Source organism: Peribacillus sp. R9-11 (assembly GCF_031345095.1).
Lineage (GTDB): Bacteria > Bacillota > Bacilli > Bacillales > DSM-1321 > Peribacillus > Peribacillus butanolivorans.
Window position 1 is genome coordinate 3,958,189 of sequence record NZ_CP133763.1, and the last position, 25,939, is coordinate 3,984,127.

A 25,939-nucleotide genomic window follows, 5' to 3' on the forward strand; every position below is an offset into this window, starting at 1 on the left:
CTTCTCTACCCTCTTTTTTCTATCTATCATTTATTTTTTTGGAGTCGTATCATCCATTTTCAAAACAGCCATGAAAGCTTCCTGCGGTACTTCAACAGAACCTACCTGTTTCATCCGCTTTTTACCTTCTTTTTGTTTTTCAAGCAATTTACGTTTACGGGAAATATCGCCACCGTAACATTTAGCGAGTACGTTTTTACGCATTGCACTAATAGAAGAACGAGCCACGATTTTTTGTCCAATAGCTGCTTGAATTGGAACTTCAAACTGTTGTCTTGGAATCAATTTCTTCAATTTCTCAACAATAACTTTACCACGCTCATAAGCGAAGTCCTTATGAACGATGAAACTTAAAGCATCGACCGTCTCAGCATTCAGTAAAATATCCATCTTCACAAGCTTGGACGGTTTGTAGCCGATTAATTCATAATCAAATGAAGCATAGCCCCTTGTATTTGATTTCAATTGATCAAAGAAATCATATACGATTTCCGACAATGGTATTTCATAGTGAATACTTACACGTGTCTCATCGATATATTCCATATCAATGAAGTTCCCGCGTTTATTCTGACAGATTTCCATGATTGTGCCTACAAATTCTGTTGGTGCCATCATTGTTGCTTTTACATATGGCTCCTCAACACGTTCAATCTTTTGGGCATCCGGCATGTTAGATGGGTTATCAACCTTCAAAACCGTTCCATCAGTTTGAACGACATCGTAAATAACACTTGGCGCAGTAGTAATTAGATCAATTTTGAATTCACGTTCAATACGCTCTTGGATGATTTCCATATGAAGAAGTCCTAGGAAACCGCAACGGAAACCAAAGCCTAATGCTTGAGATGATTCCGCCTCAAACTGCAGCGCTGAATCATTCAATTCCAATTTCTCTAATGCATCCCGTAGATCATTGAATTTCGATGCGTCAATCGGATACAAACCGCAATATACCATCGGATTCATTTTCCGATAACCTGGCAGCGGCTCTGTCGCACTATTCACAGCACTAGTAATCGTATCACCAACTGTCGTATCACCAACGTTTTTAATAGCTGCTGTAAGGAAACCAACATCACCTACGTTTAGTTCATCAAGCAGTTGTGTTTTTGGATTAAAGACACCCAATTCCGTGACATCAAATTCTTTGCCTGTGGACATCATTTTAATTTTGTCGCCCACTTTAATAGACCCTTCAACAACCCGGATATAGGCAACTACACCCCGATATGCATCAAATAGCGAGTCGAAAATAAGCGCCTTAAACGGTGCTTCAGGATCTCCTTGTGGTGCCGGTACTAATTCAACGACCTGCTCCAAAATCTCCTCGATTCCGATACCGGCTTTAGCTGAAGCCAAAACTGCATCAGAAGCATCCAACCCGATTACTTCCTCAATTTCATTACGAACACGTTCTGGATCAGCACTCGGCAAGTCAATTTTATTGATGACCGGGATGATTTCCAAATTGTTATCCAATGCTAAATATACGTTTGCAAGCGTCTGGGCCTCAATACCCTGCGCCGCATCGACAACAAGGACTGCACCTTCACACGCAGCAAGGCTTCGCGAAACCTCATAGGTAAAATCGACGTGCCCTGGTGTATCAATAAGATGGAAAATGTATTCTTCGCCATCTTTCGCATTATATTTTAATTGAATTGCATTCAATTTAATCGTAATTCCACGCTCACGCTCTAAATCCATGGAATCTAACAGCTGACTCTTCATTTCACGTTGAGTCATAGCGTTCGTTTTTTCTATGATACGATCCGCCAATGTAGATTTACCATGATCAATATGAGCGATGATGGAAAAGTTACGAATCTTGGATTGTCTTTTTAATTTTTCTTCTCTATTCATAACGTTCACTCCCACTAGTCGACACAATACACTATTTTTTATTATATCAATAGAAAATGCAAGATTCAACAGAATAGTTACAAAAGAAGCATCATTGTAGTGCCAGGGATAAAAAAAGGCTGCATTCCGAATTCTCGGATGCAGCCTTTCGACAGAGTTATTCGACTTTTCTTGCGCAAGCTTAAATCATATTTATAAGCGCTTGAAAGGCCGCTGATATCGTTTCGCCGAGAGTCTTGCCAAGAGATGAGAAAAAGTTGAAAGCCTTCATTTCTTCAAGCTTTTCTTTTTTCGTCTCTAAATCATGACTTGTTACTTTTTCACCAAGGATATCCGCCTCCATCTCCCCTTGGTCCGATTGGTTGATAATAAATGCACTATTCAAAGAGGGGTCTTCATATCCCTTCATTTTTTTCATGCCGTCATTCGCCTGCTGCATTCCAATAAGGACGCCTAAAAATAATACGAGTATAATCCCCGTGCATTTTAACCAAAATCGAACCATGTTAGAGAACTCCTCTCAAATTACTTCGCTTCTGATTCTCCAGTTGTTTTATCCACCGCTTTAGCATCCCAATAAAATTCACTGAATACATCGGTAAATGCATCAACGGTTAAATACATTTCTTCAAACGTATTATCAACACCGCCAACTTCAATGAGCATGGCATTGCCTGACAAATCCTGATTGTATACTCCATTATGACCCGCTCCGCCTTGTTTCATAACCCCTCGTGAAATGCCAGGGTATTTTTTTTCCAGAGCTTTATGAAGTTTATTGGCAAGCGCTGCATTTTTCTCAAAGTTCGGGTTATTTCCCCCAATGACGAAGGCAATCTTGGCATAATCTTTACCGTTAATGTTAATGGTCGTATGTTTTTTTCGTTTTGAATCACGATGGATATCAATCATATATTCTAGATCTTTGTTGGTAGCCAATGCCGTTTGAACGGATTTACGAGACTCTTGATAGGATTTGTTGTAATTCAATCCCTTATTATTCAAATTGCCCATAATATCCGTATTATCAAGCGATGAGCCTATCCCGTTATCAGCCAAGTCCTCCACCATTCGTGCCCCGAGTTTTGTAATATTGATTTTAGAGTGATAGGCGAGATTAGGATTTGTAACCCCTTTTAAATAAGGGAGATATGACTCCCGATTATGGCTATGATAAATTTCAACAACTTTTCGCCCATTGGTTGTCTGATTTGGCTGATTAGCCACTCCTTTTTCAGGTTCTTCGATCTCATCCAGATTTTGCAGGGACGCATCCCTTTCTTCGTTCAGGACATCTACCGGCGGCGAAGATTCATACGGCATATTCGTATAATTGGTTCCTTCACCAGCAACAAGGATTTCATTATCAAAAATCGAGAAGCCTGGAAGTTCCCGACCAAGCAAGCTTCGCGGATCCTCCATAGAAATATTAGTCGAGATTTTTATCAATTGATTTGTGATCACCGATTCTTGTTTACCTTCAGGCAGGGCATTAAAAAAGTAATGATTTTCATTAGCCAGCATCGAGAACAGCATTTTCCCTGAAAATTGGTTCGCTACGGTATGTACGGAATCCGAAGATATCCGATACTCCGGTCGTAGAGACGTCATGACCCCGCTGACGGAAAAAACAAAAAGAAGCAAGGCGAGAATACCTAGAAAAGTTTTTACTATAGTTGAACCGTGAATAGCTGTTATGATCCCTGGGGAATTTCTTCTTTTCATCCTTCCACCCTCTCTATAGCTTGTCTATTAATACCTATGACTTTGCTAGAAAGGGTAGAACACCATTTTTGGGCACTAAAATGAACTAGCGGGTATAGTAGCCAGTATTTTCTTGATTAATTGACCCATGCAACGCTGCATTCAATCCATTGGCTATCAAATTGGCCATGTCCTCAATGAAAACATCGACTTCTTTTGGTGTAACCATTAAATTTTGACCGAGCGGTGAAAGCACTTCATAAATCAGTTTCCGCTTTTCTTCGTCCGGAAGGACACCAATCATGCCCAAGAAGGTTTTCCGTTCCTTTTCACCTGGCATATCCTCATCAGTCAACTTTTTACGTTTCCCAAAACTAAATCCTGCGGGGGCTAATGAACGTGATGGGCGGTCACCCTCATTCAGTTCCTTGCCAAAGTGCTTCAAAATATAATCAATCGAGTCGCTAGTAATTGATACAGCATCAACGACGGTAGGTATTCCAATTGCTATAACAGGAACCCCCAGTGTCTCCTGACTCAATTCCTTTCGTTTATTTCCAACACCTGACCCTGGATGAATGCCTGTATCAGTTATTTGAATCGTTGAATTTACCCGATCAATCGAACGGGCTGCCAAGGCATCAATGACGATGAGAAAATCAGGATTGCTTTTTTCAATGACTCCTTTGATAATGTCGCTCGTCTCGATTCCTGTAATCCCCATAACACCTGGAGAGATCGCACTTACCGGCCGATAACCTTCTTTAACAGACTCTGGTTGCAACTCGAACAAATGCCTTGTGACTACCAGGTTCTCGACCACGGCTGGCCCCAAAGCGTCCGGGGTCACATTCCAATTACCGAGGCCGACGACTAAACAACTGCTTTCTTTCGTGATATTATTTCTTTTTAAGAAGTAGGCTAGCTCTTCAGCAAACACCTTCTCCACTCGTTGCTGTGTGTCCGTATCCTGTTGGCGGATACCCTGAACTTCAATGGTTAAATAGCTCCCCTGTTTTTTACCAATCTCTTTTTCTCCCTCAGCCGTGACCTCGACTAAGGAAATTTTCAGATCATCCACTTCTTTTTCCTTTATTATGACCCCTTCGATATGGGAAACATCAACTTCTTCAACAACACCCTTATTTTCAAGAGCAATATCTTTTGCTTCAATCGCCAAATCTGTCCGAATTCCGAACTTACTAAGGTCCAAATGATTTTCCATAGCGGCCTCCTGATGTTTGATTTGTATCTAACTCTAGTAATTTCCATAGTCTCTCTTAAACATTCTGTCGTTTTAGCTTTTTTATTATTCATTTTTTTGGTACAATGAAATATGACGAGATGAATTTATTTACTGAAATTATAATTCCTTTTCGATTCTCAATCTGAAGTATTGCATATTCATGAGCAGTCTGATAGAATATCACTTGTGCTATTTGATATGGATTTGAAAAGTCGAGTTCATATAATCTCGATTTCTTTGTAGGAGGTGAACGGAATGCCAAACATTAAATCTGCTATTAAACGTGTGAAAATCAACGACAAAAAACGCGTTCATAACATTACTGTTAGATCAACTATGCGTACTACAGTGAAAAACGCTGAAGTTGCATTAGCTGGTGAAAACGTTGAAGCTGCTAAAGAAGCTCTTTTAACAGCTGCTGTAAAATTAGACAAAGCTGCATCTAAAGGATTAATCCATAAAAATGCGGCAGCCCGTAAAAAATCTCGTTTAGCGAAAAGACTTAACGCTCTTAACGCATAATGACAAAAATTAAACGATCCTTATGGATCGTTTTTTTTTACGCACCAAAAAGGTGACAGGAATTTCTGTCACCTTTTATTGTTATCTAATTTTCAAAAGCAGCAACTCAAGTGTGATCGCCTTATCGGCTTGACCCGATTTCATCTTATAATCCGCTTCAGCTAAATCGTTCATTATACTCAACAACTCGCGTTCCTGGAATTTCCCCGTTTTTTCTAGGGCTAGCTTTACTCGGTATGGATGCACCTTCAATTGCCCTGCAATTTTTTGCTGACTATACCCTTGACGCGAAAGCTCCTTCACTTGATACATAAGTCGGATCTGTCCGGCCATTACACTCAAGATTTTAATCGGCTCTTCATTCTGCCGAAGAAGATCGTGAAAAATCGTCATAGCACTTTCCATTTTTCGCTGCAAAACATGATCAACAAGTGTGAAGATATTCTGTTCTAGAGATTTAGCGACTAACTTTTCAACAACCTCAATGGTAATTCGTTTGTCAGCTTCTACATAAAGTGCCATTTTATCAAGTTCATTTGTCAACATCATCAGATTCGTTCCTGCAAGTTCGAGCAAAAGTTCTGTGGCTTGTTCATCTATTTGGACAGAATAAGCTGCAACGCGCTCCTTAACCCATGCCTTTAATTCATGATCGCCAAGCTTTTTCGCTTCAACGAGAACCGCATTACGCTTCAGTTCTTTGGTAATCTTTTTCCGTTCGTCCAGTTTTTCATAAGGAGCTGTCAGAACAACAATAGAATAAGGAACTGGGTCAGCCAAATACGCTTCCAGTCTTTTTACATTATGTTCAACTTTCGATTTCGTTTTTTCAGCTGTCAAAAAAAATGGATTTTGCATGAAGACAAGGCGTTTTTCCCCGATAAAAGGAAGAGTTTCAACGTCCTCAAGCGCTGTTTCAATCGGCGTCTCTTCTAAATCAAATTGAGAAAAGTTAAAATCCATTTCATCTTCGTGAAGGACATGCTCAATCAAAAGCTGCTTTGTTTCATTAATTAAATAAGCTTCTGTTCCATATAACAAATATACAGGCGCGAATTGCCCTTTTTTAATACTTTTCCATACGTCTAATACCAATAGAATCCGCCTCTTTTTTATGTATTCTTCTCTAATGGTATAGGTGGATGAACCATTTGACAAGCTATAAAGGGAACTAGCCCTCTAAAGGACTAATTCCGGATCTATATGAACACTTTCAAGAAAGGCCCGGGTAAACTCCCTTGAAAGCGGGTAAAGTATTCATGTAGAACAAAAAAGTGAACTTTTCTTTTTCGCTTGCTTTGTTTGTACCTTTATTTTGACCTCAAAATTTCAAACTATTTGTGACAACTCTTGTCAGTAAAGGAAATGAAGAAATGTGGCCTGTAGATTTTTTTTTGGTAATGTTTTATACTATTAGCAGAAATAGGAGGGGTAAACAATGAACGAATTCGAAAAGAATGTTCAATCAAAGACTGATGACGTCGCTGATTCCGCTATGGGATTCATCGGTTCTTTTGTATTTTTCGCTGCCATGTTCACCATTGCTGTCGTCATTAAAGCAGTCGGATCCTGATTTCATTTTTCAAAATGCACTTATTTTTCCCTGAAGGAGGCTGCTGATGCAGTCTCTTTCTTTTTGATTTCTACATACTATGGAATAGTCTTCCGAAAGGTTCCTTCACTTTTGTAATACTTGTAAATAATAGAACCATCTTCATCCGTCCTAAACAAATAAATATTATATTCTTTCAAGGCCTCAATAACTTGTTCATGTGGGTGACCGTACCTATTCTCTTTTCCAACTGAAATAAGCGCTGCTTTTGGCTGCAATTGTTCGAGAAAAGGCTTCGAGGAAGAAGTCTTACTGCCGTGATGACCGACCTTCAAAATATGAGCCCGCAACTGAGGGTAAGTATCCATCAATTCTTTTTCCCCCTCTTCCCCCATATCTCCGGTAAATACCCAGGACAATCCCCCTAACTCTGTATATAAAACAATGGATGAATCATTCTTATTTTCTTCTTTTTTATGTGGATCTAGAACGAAAAACTCAGCTTCCCCAACTTTCCAATGTTCGCCCCTTTGTACGACTGTCACTTTTACCCTCTTATCTCTTGCAATGGAAACAAAGTCTTTATCTCGATAATCGTCCTCACTCCAACCTCCAATAACTATCTCCTTAACTTTGAAATTTTCAATGAGGTCTTTTGCACTTCCTATATGATCAGCATCGGCATGCGTTAAAATCAGCTTGTCCAAATGGTGAATACCCTTACTTTTCAGCAGCGGGATAATGATATCATCAGCCGTATTATAAGTCTTTCGCTTTTTTTTCCACATTTCCATAGGAAACGTAATTTGTCCCCCCGTATCAATCAAGTAATTTCCCCGGTTAAACGGAAGAGTAATTAAAATTGAATCACCCTGTCCAACATCAATTACCTGTACTTCACCAAATGGAGATAGCTTTTGTAGATTGTATTGAAAAAGTAATAGTAAAATCATTATTCCACACCAGATTTTACATTTACTAAAAGATTTCTCCCAAGTCAGGAACAGTCCTAAAACTGCAACAACAAGCAACAACATCATAATGAAAAGTGGTTTTCCAAACGGAATGGAGGCAAGAGGAAGATTCGATGCAGCATCGGCGACCCTATTACTGAGCAGGAAGGTGAAGTTTAATAACGAAATAAGGGGTTGACCTAAAACAGGAAGTAACAGATGGATAAAGAGGGTGATTAGTGAAAAAGGCAGCAAAATGATGGAATAAAGAGGCACATACAGTACATTTAGAAACACACCAAGGAAAGATACTTCATAAAAGTGAAAAAGTAAAATCGGAAGGGCTGCCAATTGGCTGATTGAGCTGACAATGAAAAGTTGTAGTGTCTTTTGTGGGTACTGCAAAAAGATTTTCGAAGACATAATGATTGAAAAGGTGACAGCGAAAGAAAGCTGAAACCCAATATTATAGAGCATAAGTGGCTGAAAAAATAGCAGGGTCATATAGACCGCACCGATTGTGGCACCTGCTGAAATTCGTTTCTTGAAAAGCATGAGCAAAAAGAATACCATAGCCATCAAACATGATCTCATCACTGACGGGCTTGCTCCTGAAAGTATCATGTAAATCGGAAGAAAGATAAGGATGGCAATCATCATTCTCTCGCGAGTAACTCCGAAGCGGATACCAAGATAAAACAACATCCCCGTTAAAAAACTGACATGAAGTCCCGAAATCGCCAGTAAATGTACAAGACCTAGACGCTGATAGTTAGTAAGATCCCCTTCATCGATATCCGTCTGATCACCGAAAATAAGGGCTGTGACAAATCCACTCGATTCTTCTGGGAAGTGTTTTTTTATATACGAAATTCCTTTCATCCGCAAATTTCGAATTGAAACGACAATCGAGTTTCCAACCTTTTTGCATTTCGAAAAAGAAATAGAACTCGCTTTAAATATCCAATGAGTGTTTTGCTGGAGGAGATAACGTTGATAATCGAAGCTATTTTCATTACGGTGTTTGTCAGGAACCTGCAGATTTCCCTCGGCCGGACAAGATAAACCGATGCGAAGATACTGATCAAGCTTTTCCTTTTCTTGTTCGGAGGCTATTTTATATCGAAGCATCAGCCGTTCTCCTTGTTCACTGATGATGAAACCTTTTAATAGATTTCCATCTATTTTCGGTTGGTCTGTAAATGTAATAACAAAATGACTTTCCGTTCCCTGATAAGAAGAGATGTTTCGATGTTCGGAGGCAGTAGCGGACCCTAAAAAAATCCCCATAATCACCACATGAAGTATAAGGGTCTTCCCTTCACCCGCACTCGAATAATAAATAAAACAGAGGAAAATAAGGAAAACGATTAAAAGTCTTACACTAAAAAATGAATGGGCCGAAACGCCAAACGTGGCCGAAACGGCTAAAAAGAGAAGTTGTCTTGCCATGCCAACCCCCTGTCTAATTATTTGTTAAATAACAGTTTTGCCTCCTTTTCTAGCTCCAGCACAGCTTCTTTCTCTAAACCGGATTGTTCTAGTTGACCTAGCAACGAACGTACAAAGTCCTGTTTTTCTTTTCCGTATACATCGATGGCTCCTCTTGCTTCAACCTTTTCCGTTTTGACCCCAGCCTGCTCAAACAATTCAATTGCATATGGATGGTTTTTATAATCCTCTGCATAATAAACAGCTTTGATTCCAGCTTGAATGAGTGATTTACAGCATTGCAGGCATGGAAAATGCGTAACATATATTTCCGCCTCTGCCGTCGGCACACCGAATTTGGCACACTGTAAAAGTGCATTCATTTCAGCATGTATCGTTCTAATACAATGATTATCTATTACATAACAACCATCATCAATACAGTGCGTTCCCCCGGCAATCGAACCATTGTAGCCTCCCGCAATAATCCGGTTATCCCTAACGATTGTTGCGCCTACAGTTAGTCGTGTACATGTGCTTCTTAAAGCTAATAAATGGCTTTGAGCCATGAAATATTGATCCCAGCTAATCCTGTTCATGTTGTGGTCCCCTTTTACTTAATAAAATTGATTTTCTTCAATTTTACCTTCTTCCTGTCCATTTGTGTAGAGAATTCAATCAATCATTTTACGGAAATAGAATCCTTTAATTTTTCAAATGTTTTATCACCGATCCCTGATACATTCTTCAATTCATCTATCTGCTTGAATTTCCCTATCGTATCTCTGTATTCAAGGATGGCCGTTGCTTTTGATGCGCCAATCCCAGACAGGGTTTCTAAATCCTCCTTTGTGGCTGTGTTCAAGTTAACCTGGCCCCTTGAACTCTCAGATGCCCCTCCAGTAGCCGCAGTTCCGCTCGAGGCGGCTGATGCATTTCCGGGAAGTTCTATGCCTTCTTCACCTATTTTGGGTACGTAAATGACCATTTGGTCCTCAACAAGTTGGGCAAAATTCACTTTATCCTTATCGGCCTTGTCTGTGAAACTTCCCGCTTTCGAAATCAAATCAATCACCCTGTCACCTGCCTCCGCAGTAAATATACCAGGTGCCTGTACCGCTCCCTTAACATCGACTTTAATGATAAGAGGTTCTGCCTTCGTTTCAGTTGTCATTTCATCAATGCCATCGTTTGCTGATACTGCAAAGATATCTTCTGATTCAACCAGTTCCTTCCCAGGTTGAAAGAAAAAGTAAACTCCTATCGCCCCAGTAGCTACTGCAGCGGCAATCATCGCCATTTTCTTTTTTAATATTTTATCCACTTCTTAGCCTCCTTCTTTGAATTCGAACATTACATTGTCATAGGACAGATTAAAAATACATAGTGTTTTTAGGAGATTCGCTTTTAGTGAGAGGAGTTGAAAGTATTGAAGAAAATCGGTGTAATTGGAACAGGCAATATGGGAACGATTTTAATCGAAGCGTGGCTGGAGGCTAAAATACTAAATCCGGCTGATCTACTCATTACAAATAGAACGCTCTCCAAAGCATTGGTGCTGAAAGAAAAGCATCCCGGTATCGAGGTAGCGAAAAGCGCCGCCGAGATCGTCCAACAGGCAGACTTTATTTTTCTCTGCGTAAAACCATTACAAATTCACAGCCTTTTACAGGGCATCAAACACCATATAAAAAGAGAACAACTACTTATCTCCATTACAAGCCCGCTTTCAGTGGCACAGCTTGAATCAGAAGTGAATGCTCCATGCGCCCGTTTTATCCCAAGCATAACGAACCGTGTGGGATCAGGGGTATCGTTACTGAGCTTCAGCAAAGGGTGCAGCAAAGAGACACAGCAATCCTTATTTAATCTGGCATCTGCCATATCGGCACCGGTCATCATTGAAAATGATATCACCCGGGTAGCTTCCGACATTGTAAGCTGCGGACCTGCCTTCTTTAGCTTTTTAGCACAAGCTTTTATTGAAGCCGCCTGTCAAACAACGAAGATAGATAAAGAAACCGCAACGACTTTGACCGAGAACATGCTGATTGGGTTAGGTGAATTGCTTGGTAAGGGAGTTTACACATTACCGACCTTACAGGAAAAGGTTTGCGTAAAAGGTGGGATCACAGGGGAAGGAATTAAGGTTTTAGAAGCTGAAACCGGAGAAATGTTTCATCATCTGTTTCAAGCGACACACGAAAAATTCGCAGAAGATCTTCACGAGGTTGAAAAACAATTTGGCCATCCTTATTAATATTCGCATCCGAAATCTATTCTCCTTCTAAAAATATAAAAAAATAAAGGGTCAGGCATCCTTTCGCACAGTGATGTACGATAGGAGGCCTGACCCCTTGATTTATTTTCTGGCTACAAATAAGATTCTTTCGGTTTCTTTACCGACCGGTGCTTCTTCAAGGTCCGCCAGAAGTTCAGAAACTTCAAAACCTGCTTGTTGCAACCATTTTTTATATTGCTCAACCGGATAGGTACGCTGATAATGCAACTCATCAAAACGGTCGTACAAGCCACTATCATTGTCCCTCACGAAAAAACTTAAATCATGTTCAACACTGTATTCTTCTTCACCCGGGAAGCAATCCCAAATATAGGAGACCTCTTCATCATTGACGGCAAACGTATTATTGTGAAAGATTTCTTCCATCTTATAAATAGTATGAACATCAAACAAAAATAATCCGCCATCCTTCAGATGTTCATGCACCCTGGAGAACGTTTTTACAATATCCGCTTCCTCACGAAGATAGTTCAACGAATCACAAAAAATCGTGACACAGTCATATAGACCAAGCCCTTCGAGTTCTGCCATATTCTGCTGAAAAAAGGGAATCGATAACCCTAGCTTCGCCGCTTTTTCATTGGCAACCATCAACATTTCATCAGACAAATCTACACCAGAGACATCAAATCCATGCTGCGCCAGTTCTACTGTTATTTCCCCAGTGCCGCATGCTAAGTCCAGGACTTTCCTTCCACCAATTCCGTACTGTTCCAGCTTCGCCGTCAGGATCATCAGCCATTTTTCATATGGAGCGTCCTTCATCAATTCATCGTATACATAGGCAAAGCGTTCGTAAGTCATGGAGTCAATTCACTCTCTAGATCTTCAAAAGGTGCATCTCCCCATAAACGTTCAAGGTTATAATAGTTTCTTTCATCCTTATGGAAAATGTGGGCTACAACATCTCCAAGATCTACAAGTACCCATTTCGCTTCGTCAAAACCTTCAAGGCGTTTTACATTGATCCCTGATTCGTCTGCTTTGCTTTTCATTTCTCGAGCAATAGCTTGTACTTGTTTTTCAGAATTACCATGACAGATTAAAAAGTAATCCGCCACCAAAGAAATACCTTGCATATTTAGAGCAACGATATCCTCCGCTCTTTTATCGTCCGCCGCTTTTGCTGCAATTACAAGAAGTTCACGTTCAGTCATTACATCTTCTCCTTCAAATTCATGATTAAATCATTATATGTCTTAAATGTATCAGGGTAAATTGCCTGATTTCTTTTCATTAAAAATACAACTGTATTCCTTAAAGCTTGAATGACAGCACGATCCAAGTTTTCCTTTGCTGTCTGCCTTACTTCGTCGACTCCAGGAAAAGAACGCCCAGGCTCAATATAGTCAGCAAGATATACGACCTTATCCAAAAGGCTCATACCGACCCTGCCTGATGTGTGATAGGCAATCGCATCCAATATTTCACGGTCAGTGATCCCGGCTTCTTTTTCTACCAGATAAGCCCCTACAGGAGCATGCCACAGTTCCATATTGAATTCAAGTAAATCCGGCGCCATTTTTTCAGAGATTATTATTTGTTCCATTTCCTCTTTTGGACGAAATTTTGCATAATCGTGGAAAATAGCTGCCAGTTCCGCTTTTTTGACATCTGCACCATACAATTCGGCAAGTTCTATTGCTGACTTGACCACGCCCAACGTATGAATATACCTGCGCTCGGTTATTTGTTCTTTGACGAGCGCTAATGCTTTCTCACGATTCATATAAACCATTCCCTTTAATATACTTCACCACTGGATCTGCTATTAAATATTTCACGGTTTTTCCTGTTCGCAATTTCCTTCGTATCATAGAGGAAGAAATGAACATTTGTGGAACCTTCACCATCGTGATTGGATATTCTGTCTTTTCATTATAGCCGGGACGTTTCACTCCGACAAAATTGACTAGGTGCATAAGCTCGTCGATCCGGTGCCAATTAGGTAAATACTCAATCATATCTGCACCTATTATAAAATAAAATTCATTGCTTGGTTCGCGTTCTTTCAGCAATTTAATCGTATCATACGTATAGGATGTGCCTTTTCTTTCTATTTCAATATCCTCAATATAAAAAGATGGGTGTCCAGCTATGGCATTTTCCAACATAGCCAACCTGTCCATATCGGTTACTTCCTCCGTTTTTTCCTTGTGAGGAGGAACATGATTTGGCATGAATCTAATTTCATCTAACTCTAGAGCATCCAGCACTTCATTAGCTATAATTAAATGACCGATATGAGGAGGATTAAATGTACCGCCAAGAATTCCAATTTTTTTCATAGATAGGTTCCTTAAGGTAGTTTAAGTTGTTTGTTTTCTTTTGATTCTTTATATAACACAATTGTGTTACCGATAATTTGAACCAATTCTGCTCTTGCCCCTTTTGATAATGCAAGACCCACATCATTACGGTCTTCTTCACAGTTTTGCAATATGCTAACCTTGATTAGTTCGCGTACTTCTAGCGCCTCACCAATTTGTTTAATGAGATTATCATTAACACCGCCTTTTCCAACTTGAAAAATTGGATTTAGGTGATGGGCCTTTGATCGTAAAAATCTTTTCTGTTTACCTGTTAACATGTGTTACCTCCTAGTTTGTTCGAGACAATATCTGTCATTCTTGCTGTATTAGGCATGATGCCCGTCCATATCTCAAAAGCGAGCGCACCCTGGTAGACAAACATACCAACACCATTTTGCGTTTCCGCCCCTTTTTTCCTCGCTTCACGAAGCAATTTCGTTTGCAAAGGGTTATAGATGATGTCACTGACAAATGCACCAGCCTTCAACTGGTCCAACTTCAACGGAGAATGTTCAATGTGCGGACTCATTCCAGAAGAAGTTGTTTGGATGATTAAATCATATTGTGATAAGCCTTCTTCCGCTTCGGCAATCGTGAGCGCCTTTGATTCTTTATCATATGGGCAATCAGAAACAAGGTGGGCTGCTGTTTCCTTTGTCCGGTTTGCAATATCAACGTGCTTTACACCTTCTTTTACAAGAGTAAAATAAATCGCACGTGCAGCACCGCCCGCTCCGATCACTAACGTTTTTTTAGCCTTAATGTCACCTGATATTTCATCGCATAAAGATTTATAAAATCCTATTCCGTCTGTATTATACCCTATAAATCGTCCATTTTCGTTAATAACTGTATTAACCGCCCCAATTGCAAGGGCCAGTTCATCTACTTCATCAAGAAGTGGGATGACCGTAGTTTTATGAGGAATCGTGATGTTAAACCCTGCTACACCAAGGGCTTTCATACCCTGTACCGCTTCAATCAAGCTCTCTGGTTTTACATGAAAATGGTGATAAACCGCTTCTATATTTACTTTTTCAAATGCATCATTATGAATGTCCGGAGACATCGAATGCGCAATTGGATCTCCTATTACCCCATATATCTTATTCATAGACAGACGACCCCTATATTTAGATTAAAGATTTTCGAACTATGACGTTCACACCTTTTGGAACGTGCGCAACGATCTTCGCACCTGGTTCATTGACAGTTACCCAGCCAAGGCCTGAAAACACAATATCCATTTTACCATCTTTTAAGGAGAATTCATGAGGAACAAGCTTCGGAAATTCTTCCATCTGTTCAGGACGCGGAGGCGTCAGCAATTCTCCTGCATGATTTTTATATAATTCATCCGCTTTTTCCAGTTTTGTCCGGTGGATATTTAATTCATTCGAAAGATAGCAAGTCAGCGAGCGTCTGCCACCCGAAACATAGTCCAACCGAGCCAAACCGCCGAAAAATAGCGTTTGCTCTTCATTCAGCTGATACACTCTCGGCTTGATTTCCTTCTTCGGCATAATCACCTTGAAATCACGTTTATCTACATAATGAGCCATTTGATGATGATTAATGATTCCTGGTGTATCGATCAAGGCCTGTCCATCATCTAGAGGAATTTCAATCATATCCAAAGTTGTGCCTGGAAAATGAGAAGTCGTGATGATATCCCCTTCACCACTCACCTCTTTAATAAGACGGTTGATGAAAGTCGATTTACCAACATTCGTACAGCCAACAACATAAACATCTTTATCCTGACGATACCGTTCAATCGCATCAGCAGCTTCAAGAATGTGCTTTCCTTTTTCGGCACTGACAAGGAGAACATCAACCGGATTCAATCCCAGTTCCTTCGAAGATTGTTTCATCCAATTAATCAATTTGTTCGGCTTTACTGATTTGGGCAGTAAGTCCACCTTATTACCAATTAAAAGAACATCATTTCTGCCTACAAAGCGATGAAGGCCTGGCAGCCAGCTTCCATTGAAATCAAAAATATCGACGATTTTGACGATTAATGAATCAGTTTCGCCTACTTTATTCAAGATTTTCAAGAAGTCATCGTCTGTTAAGGAAACATCCTGAACTTCGTTATAATGTTTCAGTTTAAAGCAGCGCTGACAAACAATGCTCTCTTTTTCAAGTGCTGATTTAGGCGCAAAGCCTAATTCCTTCGGATCTTCCGTCTGGACCTTAACGCCGCAGCCGATGCACACTAATTCTTGATGATTGTTCAATTGTGATCCTCCCATTCTATCATTCCTTTTCGTTTAAAAAACGCCATAATCTTTCTTTCAAAATAACGATTGATTTTCGTTCTGAATTCGTCAGTCTGCGCGACAGGGACCACTAGGATGGTATGAAACCCACCTCTATTTCCGCCCAATACATCCGTCAATAACTGATCGCCGATTACCACTGTTTCCTCTACCTTCAATCCCATCGCCTTACGGGCTTTATGGAAAGCTTTCGCCATCGGCTTTCTAGCCTGAAAAATAAATGGAATATGAAGCGGATCGGAAAAAGCACGTACCCGTTTTTCATTATTATTGGACACAATCGTCACTAAAATCCCATGGTCCCGCATATTGTCAAACCATTTGATTAAATCAGGGGTAGCGGTTGGCCTGTCCCATTCAACGAGTGTATTGTCTAAATCAGTAATAACTCCCTTAATCCCTCTTTTTTTCAAATCTTGAGGATCTATATTAAAAATGCTTTTAACATGTTCGCTCGGCAAAAATAATTTAAGCATATTGACACCTCTATAATTTTCATAAAATTTACCGTCTCCATCATATCGAATTTTTGGCTTACTTTCAAAAAAAATTAGGAACGAAGGGCTATCGGTAAAAAATCATCATAATGTAAGTTTTCTAATATGGAAAGGCATTTTTCGAAAAGACTAGAAAATCCAACTGTCTGAACAGACGAAAGAACTAATTATTACTAAAAGAATTCGACAAAAATTTCATTAACCTGACCTGTGGATAACTTTACTAACATTTTCCATACTGTTGTGTATCTATTCGTTCACCTTGTAAACAACTTAACCACAGGTTATCCACTTTCAACTGTGGATAACAGAACGATTGTTCTCTACGTTTATTTCTGATACAGTAGGGGTACATCATGGATGACCTACTAATATATGCAAGTAATTACAAAAATATTCCTCGCAATCCCTACTGGAGGTGAGCAGCCGTAAATGGCGTTCTGATGCAAAAACTATCTGATGATCTGTTGCTGGAATCCTATTTTAAAGCGCAATATTTAAAGTTAAGTACCGATTTCATCCGCCTCATAGAAACGGAAATTCATCGAAGATCTTTGACACATAAAATCCGATCAATATTTTAAAATGAAATACATAGGCTGACAAAACATGTCAGCCTTCTTATTTTTATTTGATGATTATTAAACGACTCTCCTCATGTACCCAATCTTTTCACCGACACGGACATCAGCGGGAATAGATAAGTTTTCATCGAGTTGATAACTGTTTTTCTCAAAAAGCATCACGACTGTTGAACCAAAACTGAAATAAGAAAATTCCTGTCCTTTTTCTAAGTGATTCGATTCATCAGTAATAACGATGGAATTAATATACATGGCACCGACTTTCACCATTGCTAAACATCCCGCCTCATTTTGAAGCTCTGTTATTGTACGATAATTTTTCGATAATGGCTCTTTTCCATATTTCATTCCCCATTTATTAACAGGGTAAGATTTCTTTCCAAGCGTCCAACGTTTTACCACAGAACCCGAAATAGGCGCATGAATCCTATGATAATGACTCGGGCTTAAGTATAACACGAGATATTTACCACCTAGGTACTTTTCTAAAAAAAGTGCGTCCCCTAGCATTTCCTCTATCGAATATACTTTTCCCTTTACTACAATTTTTTTATCAGCTCGAATTTCCCCTGCATCCTCGAGCACACCATCTACAGGACATGCTACTGCAGAAGATTCCACCGTAATTGGCCTTGCCTCCCGCTTTAAGTGTCTTGTAAATAACTCATGCAGATTGTTATACGTTTTTAGGTCCTTACCAAATTCTTGTTGATTAAGGTTAAAAGTTTTTACATAAAATAAAATCAACGGCTTACTCCAACGAGATTGGCTAAAATGCTTTAATATACCTGACGAATACCTTCCATTCGTCAGTTCAATAAGAATACGATAAAAAGATTGATACAAACAAAACCACTCCAAATTGTAAAATAATTCTAAAACCCCTTGCATAAATTGTGTTAAATAAAATATTATTATATAATAAATACTTATGTTTACTATATTTTGTTTTTATTTGTTTTATTTGAAAGGAGTGAAAAGATGTTTTTATTACACGCCCTAGATCAAACCATTAAAAAAGTGAAAGCCCAAACAGCAAATATACTTACTTTAATGAATTTATCCCTTGGTGGATTTGCAATAATTGCCGTGATGCACGGCCAATTGAATTTAAGCTTGCTTTTAATTTTCCTAGCTGCCCTTGCAGATCGCTTTGACGGTATGGTTGCCAGGAAGTTTAACATTGAATCGGAATTAGGTAAGCAACTTGATTCCATGTGCGATATTATTTCTTTCGGCGTTGCACCAGCTCTATTATTATACCAAGGAATTTTAATAGAATTCGGAGCTCCAGGCACACTATTTACGGTTTTTTACATCGGCTGTGGCGCATTTCGTCTAGCCCGTTTTAACATCAGTGAAAGCAATGGATATTTTACCGGCGTTCCGATTACCGTTGCAGGCTGTTTAGCCACCGTTAGTTATTTAGCCATTCCTTATCTCCACCCGGTCTTTTTCTTATCCCTCATGATTATATTATCATTACTTATGGTCAGTCCATTTAAACTGAAAAAAGTTTAAATGGGAAAGCGGATGTCCTAAACCGGACATCCGCTTTTTTGTTCTTATTTTAACTAGACCAAGTTTATGCTTTTTGAACTAGAGGATCGGTCAAACGGATGAACTCTTCGACATCCTCCATACAGGCAGTAACCGCTTCTTCCCAAAAATCACGGGTAGTTAAATCCACGCCTAAATGTTTCTCTGCCAAGTCCTCGACCTTCATGGAACCGGTGTCCTTTAGTAAAGCAATATATTTTTCTTCAAACCCAGAAGGTTCTTTAAGCGCATTCGCGTAAATGCCTAATGAGAACAAGAATCCGAATGTGTATGGGAAATTATAAAACGGTACACCTGTTATATAGAAATGAAGCTTTGAAGCCCAAAACGTTGGATTATACTCACTTAGCGCATCACCATAGGCTTCTTTTTGCGCTTCAACCATTAGTTCATTTAAGCGTTCGGCACTGACATATCCCTGTTTTCTCTCATCGTAAAATCTTGTCTCAAATAAGAAACGAGCATGGATATTCATCAACAATGACACAGAACGTTGAATTTTATCTTCTAAAAGAATCAGTTTTTCTTCCTCATTTGTCGCTTCTTTCACTGCTGCATCCGAAACGACCATCTCTGCAAACGTAGAGGCTGTTTCTGCCACGTTCATTGCATATGATCGATTCAATGGATGGATATCCCTCATCGCATATGAATGGAAAGCATGCCCCAATTCATGAGCCAATGTCGACACATTCGAAGGGGTGCCCGAATACGTCATAAAAATCCGGGATTGCTTATCCAAAGGGAAACTTGTGCAAAAACCGCCTGGCTTCTTTCCTGGTCTGTCTTCTGCTTCAATCCAGCTGTCTTCAAATGCTTTTTGAGTGAAGTTCGCTAACTGAGTTCCAAATTTAGAAAATTGCTGCACGATAAAATCTGCACCTTCTTGATAATTCATTACCTTTGACTCTGCTGTAACAGCGAGAGGAGCATCCAAATCAGCCCAACTTAATTTCTCCAAATCAAGTAATTCCGCCTTCCTATGTAAAAACTTCACTAGCGGCTCCTTATTTTCAGCAATTACGGTCCACATGCTCTCGAGGGTTTCTTTCTTCATCCTGCCGATTTCTAGCGGCTCCTTCAAAATATCATCCCAGCCTCTTTTTTCATTCACACTGAGACGAAAGCCTGCTAAATGATTCAAAGTCCGGGCAAAAAGATCACTTTTTTCATCCCAAGCCTGTTCCCAAGCAGTAAACAATTCATTCCGGACGTTTTTATCCGGATCAGAAAATTTATTAGCCGCCTGACCAACAGAAAGTGCTTCACCCTTAAAAGGGATGGTCATCGAGCCCACAATTGTATCATACATTTGGCTCCAGCCTTCAAACCCGTCCATGGATAGCTGGGTGATTAGTGACTCTTCCTTAACAGACAGCCTTTCCTTCGCTCTTTCTCTACGTTCATTCAATACATATTTCAGTTCATTCAACGGTTCTTTATTGAGGATACTCTGAAAAAACACCTCATCAAGCTCCACTAGCTTTTCATCCAGTTTACTTACCACCATTTTTAGTGACGCCACACTCTTCAATTGTTTTATTCGCAGTTGACCTGCCTTTTTATCCTGTGCATTTTGAGCTTCCAGGCATCCTATAAAGGCGCTAGCCTGTCTCGATTTCATATTTAAATTTTTAAAAAGATCAAATGCCTGGATCAAACTGATTTCATCATTTTCTTCTGAATTTATCTTACTTACAAGACGATCAAATTCTTGAACCTCTTGATTGATTTCATCTAAAAAAAGCAGGAATTCCTTAGAAGAGCTTCCTCCTTTAAAAAAGATATCCAAATCCCATGTTAAAGAATATTCCATTTTCTGTTTGCCCCCTTTTATCAATAAACCTATTATAGAGGTTTTACCTATATTTTTCTAACTAAAAAGAATTTTCAGTAATTTTTCGAAACATTTTTCTATATCCATAATTAAAAGCATGTTATGATGGTTACATCCTTAGGAAAGGGGAAGGTTTACATGAAACTATTTATCCAGCTGTCAGCCATTACCCTGCTTCTTTGGACACTGCATATACCTCTTCAACATCACGCACAGCCATTAAACCTTGAAGAACACACTGATGTTCATCACTGGGATAAGGCCGAGAAAAAGCTCCCGTTCATACCTTTCTTAGGTTCCTGGCAGGACGTTATCCTTTTTCTTACTTTCGAATTTTGTATTTTTAATTTTCTTTATTTTCATTCAAATATTCGACGGAGATTTCTCAGCCCAGTCTTTTTCCAGGCGAATTACGTATCCACAAACTCTAAGATTTTATAAAAAAATAAAATCGAGGAGTGATGAACATGTGGTTCCGCCTAATAATGATTGGTGTCTTTTCTTTAACTGCTTCACGTCTGTTCCTTTCCCAAGGTATTGAGATTTATCATGCCTTTGCAGAACTATTCAGAAATAAATATTAAAACAAAAAGAGTGCGGGAAGTTTGACCGCACTCTTTTTGCTTTAAAAAATGATTTTTATCCTTTTGCTTTCTTTTCTTTCTCTTTTTCCGCTCGATAAAACTCATGGAACATCTTCATCAAGGCACGTTTTTCAATACGCGATACATAGCTACGGGAAATCCCAAGTTCTTTAGCAATTTCCCGCTGGGTTTTTTCCTTTTTTAAATCTAATCCGAACCTGCCAACAATGACTTCCTTTTCCCGTTCATCCAAAATATCAATATACTTTTTCACCTTTTCAATTTCCATATTGAGCTGAATCGTATCAATGACATCTTCTGATTCTGATTTCAACACATCAATTAAACTGATTTCGTTTCCTTCTTTATCCTGACCAATCGGGTCATGTAATGAAATATCCTTTTTCGTTTTTTTTGTTGCTCGTAAATGCATCAGGATCTCGTTCTCGATACAACGTGCTGCATATGTGGCCAGCTTCGTACCCTTTCCATCGGAATAACTTTCAATGGCCTTTATCAAGCCTATTGTCCCAATCGAAATCAGATCCTCTGTATCTTCGCCTGTATTCTCGAATTTCTTGACGATATGGGCAACAAGTCTGAGGTTATGCTCGATAAGAATGTTACGGGCATCACCATCACCCTCACCCATGAGCTTCAGGTATTTCTTTTCGTCCTGGGATGACAAGGGCTGGGGAAAAGCGTTGTTTTTTACATAGGAAACTAATAAGTAAAATTCTTTGATAATATAGCCTACAGCTGTAAGTATTCCGGGCATTGGTCTCATCCTCCCGTTTCTTTGGTTTCCCTATTCATAACTATGCAACAGTGGGCTTGTTCGTGTCTGTACCACTAAAAGAAATCATGAAAGTAAAAAAATGTCTAAAACAAGAATGGTTGAAATCCCAATCGGACAAATACAAAAATTCATATAATGATAGTGAATTTTTAGGGAGAGGGGGTTTTTACTATGGGATATAACTATGGACCATACGGGTACAACTATGGTTATCCGGGTCCAGCACCTTATTATGGAGGAGGATGTTACGGGTTTGGGTATGGCCTATTTATTGTCCTCTTGATTTTATTGCTCATATTCGGCTTTTGGTGGCTGCCGGGATGTGGGTTTGGAGACGGTGGACTCGGTCCCTGCTGCTGTTAAAAGCATATAAAAAACTCGGCTGAAATGCCGAGTTTTCTACTTTACATTATTACTTCAAACTGTGAAGCGGCTGATCGGCATCGACGGAAACATTTACAGCGATTACAGTTCCGATGACAGTAGTAAAAATAAGGATCATTACCATTGAGAACATCAAGAATCACTCCCCATATCTAACTTATCTTCAATTTATCATGTTTCCGCTGCTCTTAACCATTGCTTATTTGAACAATTTACATACAAACAATGGCAATACTGTGAAAGGTAAACAAATCCATTAGCCGGTATCCTTCTCATTCCAATAACAATACTTATCTCCTTTTATATAAACCAATTTAATCATATTTACCTCCACCTTTCCTAAAATTTATAAATCCTAACGGATAACCGTACATATCAAGTCTTAGAAAAAAGGACGATGCTTCATTGCATTGTTTAAGTGCTCTTCACGAAGCTTGTTAATTCTCTCCTGTTGCAAACATTCTTCAGCAGTCATTTTTTTCATTTTTATTGTGATTGTAAAAAATAGCATATTCAGTGTCATAATATCACCTCCTTTAAGGGAGCGGCTTACCAAAAAAGGCATAAAAAGGCCGCAGAAAGTTACTTCCTCCTGCGGGATTTTTAAGAGAATATAAAAAGACCGCAGGATAAAAGACTTCTCCCTGCGGCCGCTATGTCTGAATGATTAATAAAGCCAAAATTGCTTTAGAAATATTCCGCTTGGCACAGGTCGAATAGTATGTGATTGTTATTTGAAACAGTCCAGCCAATCTGATTAGTGATAGATCCTTGTAGATACAATTTCATTTTCATCGACCTCCTTTGGAATATTTTTTATTACCTGGTAAGTATATCCACAAATGGCATTTTTGTAAACGGCTTTTGCCTATTTTTTTGAAAGTTCTTTCTTTTTTCCTATTTTTATTAGAAATTCACAGCTAAGGGAGGAAATTAGTATGAAAAAGCAGCCCTATCCTGTTATTGATTTTCTCTAGATGTTTGAAAAACAAAAAAGCCTGATTCTCCGTCAACATCTACGAAGAATCAGGCTTGCTTTTATTGTTTTAAAGAGTCATGGTCATCCATTTCTGCCAAGATCTTTTTATATTTATTAGATAATCTGAAAAATAGAATAGACATACCGAGGAACAAAATTGTGGCTCCCATATAGACATTCGTGGAAACCATCGTTTTTTCAACAGAAGGGAGTATGGTTCCTAAATAGAAGAACGATCCCACACATAGCAAGGTAATCGCAAATTGTTTAAAATCCGTCTTTTTTGAGCGTAGGACTGCAGCCGTTTGTTTTTTACGATTTTTCATGCCATTTCCACCTTCTTTCAAGCTAGTAAGTAATCGATATCTCATTCTACCATATTTATTCCAAATGCTACGGTGTAAATAATGGCAGTTAGCTTTAAAGCGGTCCCTCTTCCGATTTACCCTTTTAGCGCTTGTTCCAAGTCTTCCAATAAGTCTTCAACGTCTTCCAGACCAACGGATATTCGAATCAACCCATCTGTTATCCCAAGCTCTGCACGGCGCTCGGCTGGAATCGAGGCATGTGTCATCCTGGCTGGAACCGAAATTAAGCTCTCCACTGCCCCTAGACTTTCAGCCAGCGTGAAGTATTTCACTTTATTCAAAACGGATTCGGCTTTTTCGGCACTGCCGACATCGAATGAAACCATGCCGCCGAAGCCACGCGATTGTTCTTTAGCAATATCATGGTTAGGATGGTCTTCAAGACCTGGGTAATAAATTTTCGAAACGGCTTTATGCCCGGATAAGAAACGAACGATTTGGGAGGTGTTTTTTTCATGTTCTTCCATCCTGATTCCAAGCGTTTTAATGCCGCGCATCAGCAGCCATGAATCTTGAGGCCCTAGCACGCCTCCTGTGGAGTTTTGGATGAAATGAAGGTCCTCGCCAAGTTTTTCATCATTCACCACGACAAGACCCGCTACAACATCGCTGTGCCCCCCTAAGTACTTCGTAGCGCTATGAAGCACGATATCAGCACCAAGTGTAAGTGGATTTTGCCAATATGGCGTACTGAAGGTATTATCCACAACAGTGAGGATACCGTTTTCTTTAGCGATTTTTGAAACCGCCTCTAGATCAGTGATCTTCAATAATGGATTCGTCGGGGTTTCAATGAACAGTGCCTTTGTATTGTCTTTGATCTCGTTTTGGATCGAATGTATGTCACTCGTATCGATGAACGTAGCTTCCACCCCGAAGCGGTTCAGCACTTTTGTCATCACTCGGAAAGAGCCTCCATAAACGTCATCCGTCAATAAAACGTGATCACCTTGACTCAGCAGCATCATAACCGCCGTTATCGCTGCCATTCCTGAACCGAAGGCGAATCCTCTTTTTCCTTCTTCAAGATCCTTGATCAATTCCTCAAGGGCATGGCGGGTTGGGTTGCCTGTACGTGAATATTCATATCCTCGATCTTTCCCCAGACCATCCTGTTTATAAGTGCTCACTTGATAAATCGGCACCGACACCGCTCCCGTTTTTTCATCACCAAAAATACCGCCATGGATCATTTGTGTTTTTTTCCTCATTTTCAAAGACCTCCCTGATAAATGTTTTTGCTTAAGTACCGTTCACTGGAATCCGGAAATATCACAACGATATTCGAACCCGGGGTAGCTTTAGCTGCTTCTTTCAATGCCGCTGCAAATGCCGAGCCAGAAGAACTTCCAACAAGAAGTCCTTCTTTAAGCGCCAATTCCTTCACCATATGGAACGCCTCATCGTCGCTTATCGTATGAATCTGATCAAAGTACGTTTCATCCATATAGCTTGGTAAAAATTCCATCCCGATCCCCTCTGTTTTATGGGGACCAGCTTTGCCTCCGTTTATAATAGATCCTTCCGGTTCGACAATGACCGTTTTGACCGCAGGATTTTTTTCTTTTAAATAACGCGATGTACCCATGAAAGTGCCCCCTGTTCCCGCACCGGAAACAAACACATCCACATTGCCAGCCAGCTGCTCCCAAATTTCAGGTCCCAATGTTTTATAATAGGCATCCGGATTGGATGGGTTGGAAAACTGCTCTGGACAATAGGATCCTGGAATTTCATCCAGCAGCGCCTTCGCTTTGCGGATTGCACCTAGCATTCCTTCCTCTGTCGGGGTCTGGACCACTTTTGCTCCAAGGGCACGCATCAGTTCCTGTTTCTCGGCGCTGAATTTCTCGGGTACACAAAATATTACATCAACACCACTGTTTATCGCAGCAAGGGCTAGGCCAATCCCCGTATTCCCTGCAGTCGGTTCAATGATGGTTCCGCCCTTTTTCACATTCCCTGACTGTAATGCTTGCGCCAAAAGTTCCTGGCCAAGCCGATCTTTCACGCTGCCGCCAGGGTTAAAGTATTCCAGCTTGGCAAAGATCCGGACTTGATCCGGAAGAGGGAAGTGGGTGATTTCCATTATCGGGGTCTCCCCAATCAATTCATGAATATTTTGATAGAACTTCATAATCGGACATCCTTTCATAGTTATCCTACCAATTTAG

General features: G+C 39.8%; 29 protein-coding genes. 6 read left to right on the forward strand and 23 right to left on the reverse strand.

What is annotated here, in order from left to right; translation table 11 throughout:
• Positions 1-30: 30 nt before the first annotated feature.
• The 4 genes from lepA to gpr form a co-directional block, all read right to left on the reverse strand.
• Positions 31-1,866, reverse strand: coding sequence for a translation elongation factor 4 (gene lepA / locus RE409_RS19230; RefSeq protein ID WP_056528610.1), 1,836 nt, complete (start codon positions 1,864-1,866; stop codon positions 31-33).
• A gap of 181 nt (positions 1,867-2,047) precedes the next feature.
• Positions 2,048-2,371, reverse strand: a complete 324-nt coding sequence (locus tag RE409_RS19235; protein ID WP_056528609.1) for a YqxA family protein — start codon at positions 2,369-2,371, stop codon at positions 2,048-2,050.
• A 20-nt stretch (positions 2,372-2,391) separates the two neighbouring features.
• On the reverse strand, positions 2,392-3,591 hold the full coding sequence (gene spoIIP / locus RE409_RS19240; protein WP_201185865.1) for a stage II sporulation protein P: 1,200 nt from the start codon (positions 3,589-3,591) through the stop codon (positions 2,392-2,394).
• Between the two features lie 85 nt (positions 3,592-3,676).
• Entirely contained in the window at positions 3,677-4,795 is a 1,119-nt protein-coding gene (gene gpr / locus RE409_RS19245; protein WP_201185868.1) for a GPR endopeptidase, read from the reverse strand.
• 276 nt (positions 4,796-5,071) lie between these two features.
• On the opposite strand from gpr, the gene rpsT reads away from it, so the two are divergent.
• Positions 5,072-5,338, forward strand: coding sequence for a 30S ribosomal protein S20 (gene rpsT / locus RE409_RS19250; RefSeq protein ID WP_034308554.1), 267 nt, complete (start codon positions 5,072-5,074; stop codon positions 5,336-5,338).
• Positions 5,339-5,419: 81 nt separating this feature from the next.
• Here the strand turns inward: rpsT and holA are convergent, their stop codons facing one another.
• Positions 5,420-6,433, reverse strand: coding sequence for a DNA polymerase III subunit delta (gene holA / locus RE409_RS19255; RefSeq protein ID WP_056528604.1), 1,014 nt, complete (start codon positions 6,431-6,433; stop codon positions 5,420-5,422).
• A gap of 343 nt (positions 6,434-6,776) precedes the next feature.
• On the opposite strand from holA, the gene RE409_RS19260 reads away from it, so the two are divergent.
• The gene (locus RE409_RS19260; RefSeq protein ID WP_081108861.1) at positions 6,777-6,911 is read left to right on the forward strand and encodes a YqzM family protein; all 135 of its coding nucleotides are present in this window, start codon (positions 6,777-6,779) and stop codon (positions 6,909-6,911) included.
• A 77-nt stretch (positions 6,912-6,988) separates the two neighbouring features.
• Here the strand turns inward: RE409_RS19260 and RE409_RS19265 are convergent, their stop codons facing one another.
• From RE409_RS19265 to RE409_RS19275, 3 genes are all read right to left on the reverse strand, one after another.
• A complete protein-coding gene (locus tag RE409_RS19265; RefSeq protein ID WP_201223626.1) occupies positions 6,989-9,295 on the reverse strand; it encodes a DNA internalization-related competence protein ComEC/Rec2 in 2,307 nt (768 codons plus the stop codon).
• Between the two features lie 17 nt (positions 9,296-9,312).
• On the reverse strand, positions 9,313-9,873 hold the full coding sequence (locus tag RE409_RS19270) for a ComE operon protein 2 (RefSeq protein WP_053347022.1): 561 nt from the start codon (positions 9,871-9,873) through the stop codon (positions 9,313-9,315).
• Positions 9,874-9,956: 83 nt separating this feature from the next.
• Positions 9,957-10,598 carry a helix-hairpin-helix domain-containing protein gene (locus RE409_RS19275; protein WP_309557896.1) on the reverse strand — a complete coding sequence of 214 codons (642 nt, stop codon included), beginning with the start codon at positions 10,596-10,598 and terminating at the stop codon, positions 9,957-9,959.
• Between the two features lie 105 nt (positions 10,599-10,703).
• Here RE409_RS19275 and comER point away from each other — a divergent pair, with 105 nt between their 5' ends.
• A complete protein-coding gene (comER, locus tag RE409_RS19280) occupies positions 10,704-11,534 on the forward strand; it encodes a late competence protein ComER (RefSeq protein WP_223305467.1) in 831 nt (276 codons plus the stop codon).
• A 102-nt stretch (positions 11,535-11,636) separates the two neighbouring features.
• Here comER and RE409_RS19285 read toward each other — a convergent pair whose 3' ends face one another.
• The 8 genes from RE409_RS19285 to RE409_RS19320 are packed head-to-tail and all read right to left on the reverse strand — an operon-like array spanning position 11,637 to position 16,649.
• A complete protein-coding gene (locus tag RE409_RS19285) occupies positions 11,637-12,380 on the reverse strand; it encodes a class I SAM-dependent DNA methyltransferase (RefSeq protein ID WP_201223624.1) in 744 nt (247 codons plus the stop codon).
• A complete protein-coding gene (rsfS, locus tag RE409_RS19290; RefSeq protein WP_057218744.1) occupies positions 12,377-12,733 on the reverse strand; it encodes a ribosome silencing factor in 357 nt (118 codons plus the stop codon). Before rsfS ends, RE409_RS19285 begins: the two co-directional genes overlap by 4 nt.
• Positions 12,733-13,305, reverse strand: a complete 573-nt coding sequence (yqeK, locus tag RE409_RS19295) for a bis(5'-nucleosyl)-tetraphosphatase (symmetrical) YqeK (RefSeq protein WP_309557897.1) — start codon at positions 13,303-13,305, stop codon at positions 12,733-12,735. The genes rsfS and yqeK overlap by 1 nt, the downstream gene beginning before the upstream one ends.
• Positions 13,295-13,864, reverse strand: a complete 570-nt coding sequence (locus RE409_RS19300; protein WP_053347026.1) for a nicotinate-nucleotide adenylyltransferase — start codon at positions 13,862-13,864, stop codon at positions 13,295-13,297. The genes yqeK and RE409_RS19300 overlap by 11 nt, the downstream gene beginning before the upstream one ends.
• A gap of 11 nt (positions 13,865-13,875) precedes the next feature.
• Positions 13,876-14,166, reverse strand: a complete 291-nt coding sequence (gene yhbY, locus RE409_RS19305; RefSeq protein ID WP_053347027.1) for a ribosome assembly RNA-binding protein YhbY — start codon at positions 14,164-14,166, stop codon at positions 13,876-13,878.
• A complete protein-coding gene (gene aroE, locus RE409_RS19310) occupies positions 14,160-15,002 on the reverse strand; it encodes a shikimate dehydrogenase (RefSeq protein ID WP_309557898.1) in 843 nt (280 codons plus the stop codon). The genes yhbY and aroE overlap by 7 nt, the downstream gene beginning before the upstream one ends.
• A 19-nt stretch (positions 15,003-15,021) precedes the next feature.
• Complete coding sequence (gene yqeH, locus RE409_RS19315; RefSeq protein WP_376102761.1) at positions 15,022-16,131, reverse strand: ribosome biogenesis GTPase YqeH; 1,110 nt, start codon at positions 16,129-16,131, stop codon at positions 15,022-15,024.
• On the reverse strand, positions 16,128-16,649 hold the full coding sequence (locus RE409_RS19320) for a YqeG family HAD IIIA-type phosphatase (RefSeq protein ID WP_201223622.1): 522 nt from the start codon (positions 16,647-16,649) through the stop codon (positions 16,128-16,130). The genes yqeH and RE409_RS19320 overlap by 4 nt, the downstream gene beginning before the upstream one ends.
• A gap of 464 nt (positions 16,650-17,113) precedes the next feature.
• On the opposite strand from RE409_RS19320, the gene RE409_RS19325 reads away from it, so the two are divergent.
• Positions 17,114-17,254 (forward strand): sporulation histidine kinase inhibitor Sda, encoded by a 141-nt coding sequence (locus RE409_RS19325; RefSeq protein WP_201185876.1) that lies wholly within the window; start codon positions 17,114-17,116, stop codon positions 17,252-17,254.
• A 57-nt stretch (positions 17,255-17,311) separates the two neighbouring features.
• Here the strand turns inward: RE409_RS19325 and RE409_RS19330 are convergent, their stop codons facing one another.
• On the reverse strand, positions 17,312-18,100 hold the full coding sequence (locus tag RE409_RS19330) for a phosphatidylserine decarboxylase (protein WP_309557899.1): 789 nt from the start codon (positions 18,098-18,100) through the stop codon (positions 17,312-17,314).
• Between the two features lie 135 nt (positions 18,101-18,235).
• Between RE409_RS19330 and pssA the strand changes: the two genes are divergently transcribed.
• Complete coding sequence (gene pssA / locus RE409_RS19335; protein WP_056528566.1) at positions 18,236-18,775, forward strand: CDP-diacylglycerol--serine O-phosphatidyltransferase; 540 nt, start codon at positions 18,236-18,238, stop codon at positions 18,773-18,775.
• Between the two features lie 64 nt (positions 18,776-18,839).
• Here pssA and RE409_RS19340 read toward each other — a convergent pair whose 3' ends face one another.
• A complete protein-coding gene (locus tag RE409_RS19340; protein WP_201223620.1) occupies positions 18,840-20,630 on the reverse strand; it encodes a M3 family oligoendopeptidase in 1,791 nt (596 codons plus the stop codon).
• Positions 20,631-21,290: 660 nt separating this feature from the next.
• Entirely contained in the window at positions 21,291-22,013 is a 723-nt protein-coding gene (sigK, locus tag RE409_RS19345; RefSeq protein ID WP_053347035.1) for an RNA polymerase sporulation sigma factor SigK, read from the reverse strand.
• Between the two features lie 192 nt (positions 22,014-22,205).
• Here sigK and RE409_RS19350 point away from each other — a divergent pair, with 192 nt between their 5' ends.
• Positions 22,206-22,397, forward strand: coding sequence for a hypothetical protein (locus RE409_RS19350; RefSeq protein WP_201185880.1), 192 nt, complete (start codon positions 22,206-22,208; stop codon positions 22,395-22,397).
• 403 nt (positions 22,398-22,800) lie between these two features.
• On the opposite strand, the gene RE409_RS19355 is transcribed toward RE409_RS19350, so the two are convergent.
• The 4 genes from RE409_RS19355 to RE409_RS19370 form a co-directional block, all read right to left on the reverse strand.
• Positions 22,801-22,941: a YrzI family small protein gene (locus tag RE409_RS19355; RefSeq protein WP_201185881.1), complete on the reverse strand. Its 141-nt coding sequence runs from the start codon at positions 22,939-22,941 to the stop codon at positions 22,801-22,803.
• A 515-nt stretch (positions 22,942-23,456) separates the two neighbouring features.
• Positions 23,457-23,723 (reverse strand): YrhC family protein, encoded by a 267-nt coding sequence (locus RE409_RS19360; RefSeq protein ID WP_053347037.1) that lies wholly within the window; start codon positions 23,721-23,723, stop codon positions 23,457-23,459.
• A gap of 116 nt (positions 23,724-23,839) precedes the next feature.
• Positions 23,840-24,976, reverse strand: a complete 1,137-nt coding sequence (locus RE409_RS19365; RefSeq protein WP_201223618.1) for a bifunctional cystathionine gamma-lyase/homocysteine desulfhydrase — start codon at positions 24,974-24,976, stop codon at positions 23,840-23,842.
• 2 nt (positions 24,977-24,978) lie between these two features.
• On the reverse strand, positions 24,979-25,902 hold the full coding sequence (locus RE409_RS19370; RefSeq protein ID WP_309557900.1) for a PLP-dependent cysteine synthase family protein: 924 nt from the start codon (positions 25,900-25,902) through the stop codon (positions 24,979-24,981).
• Positions 25,903-25,939: the final 37 nt, after the last annotated feature.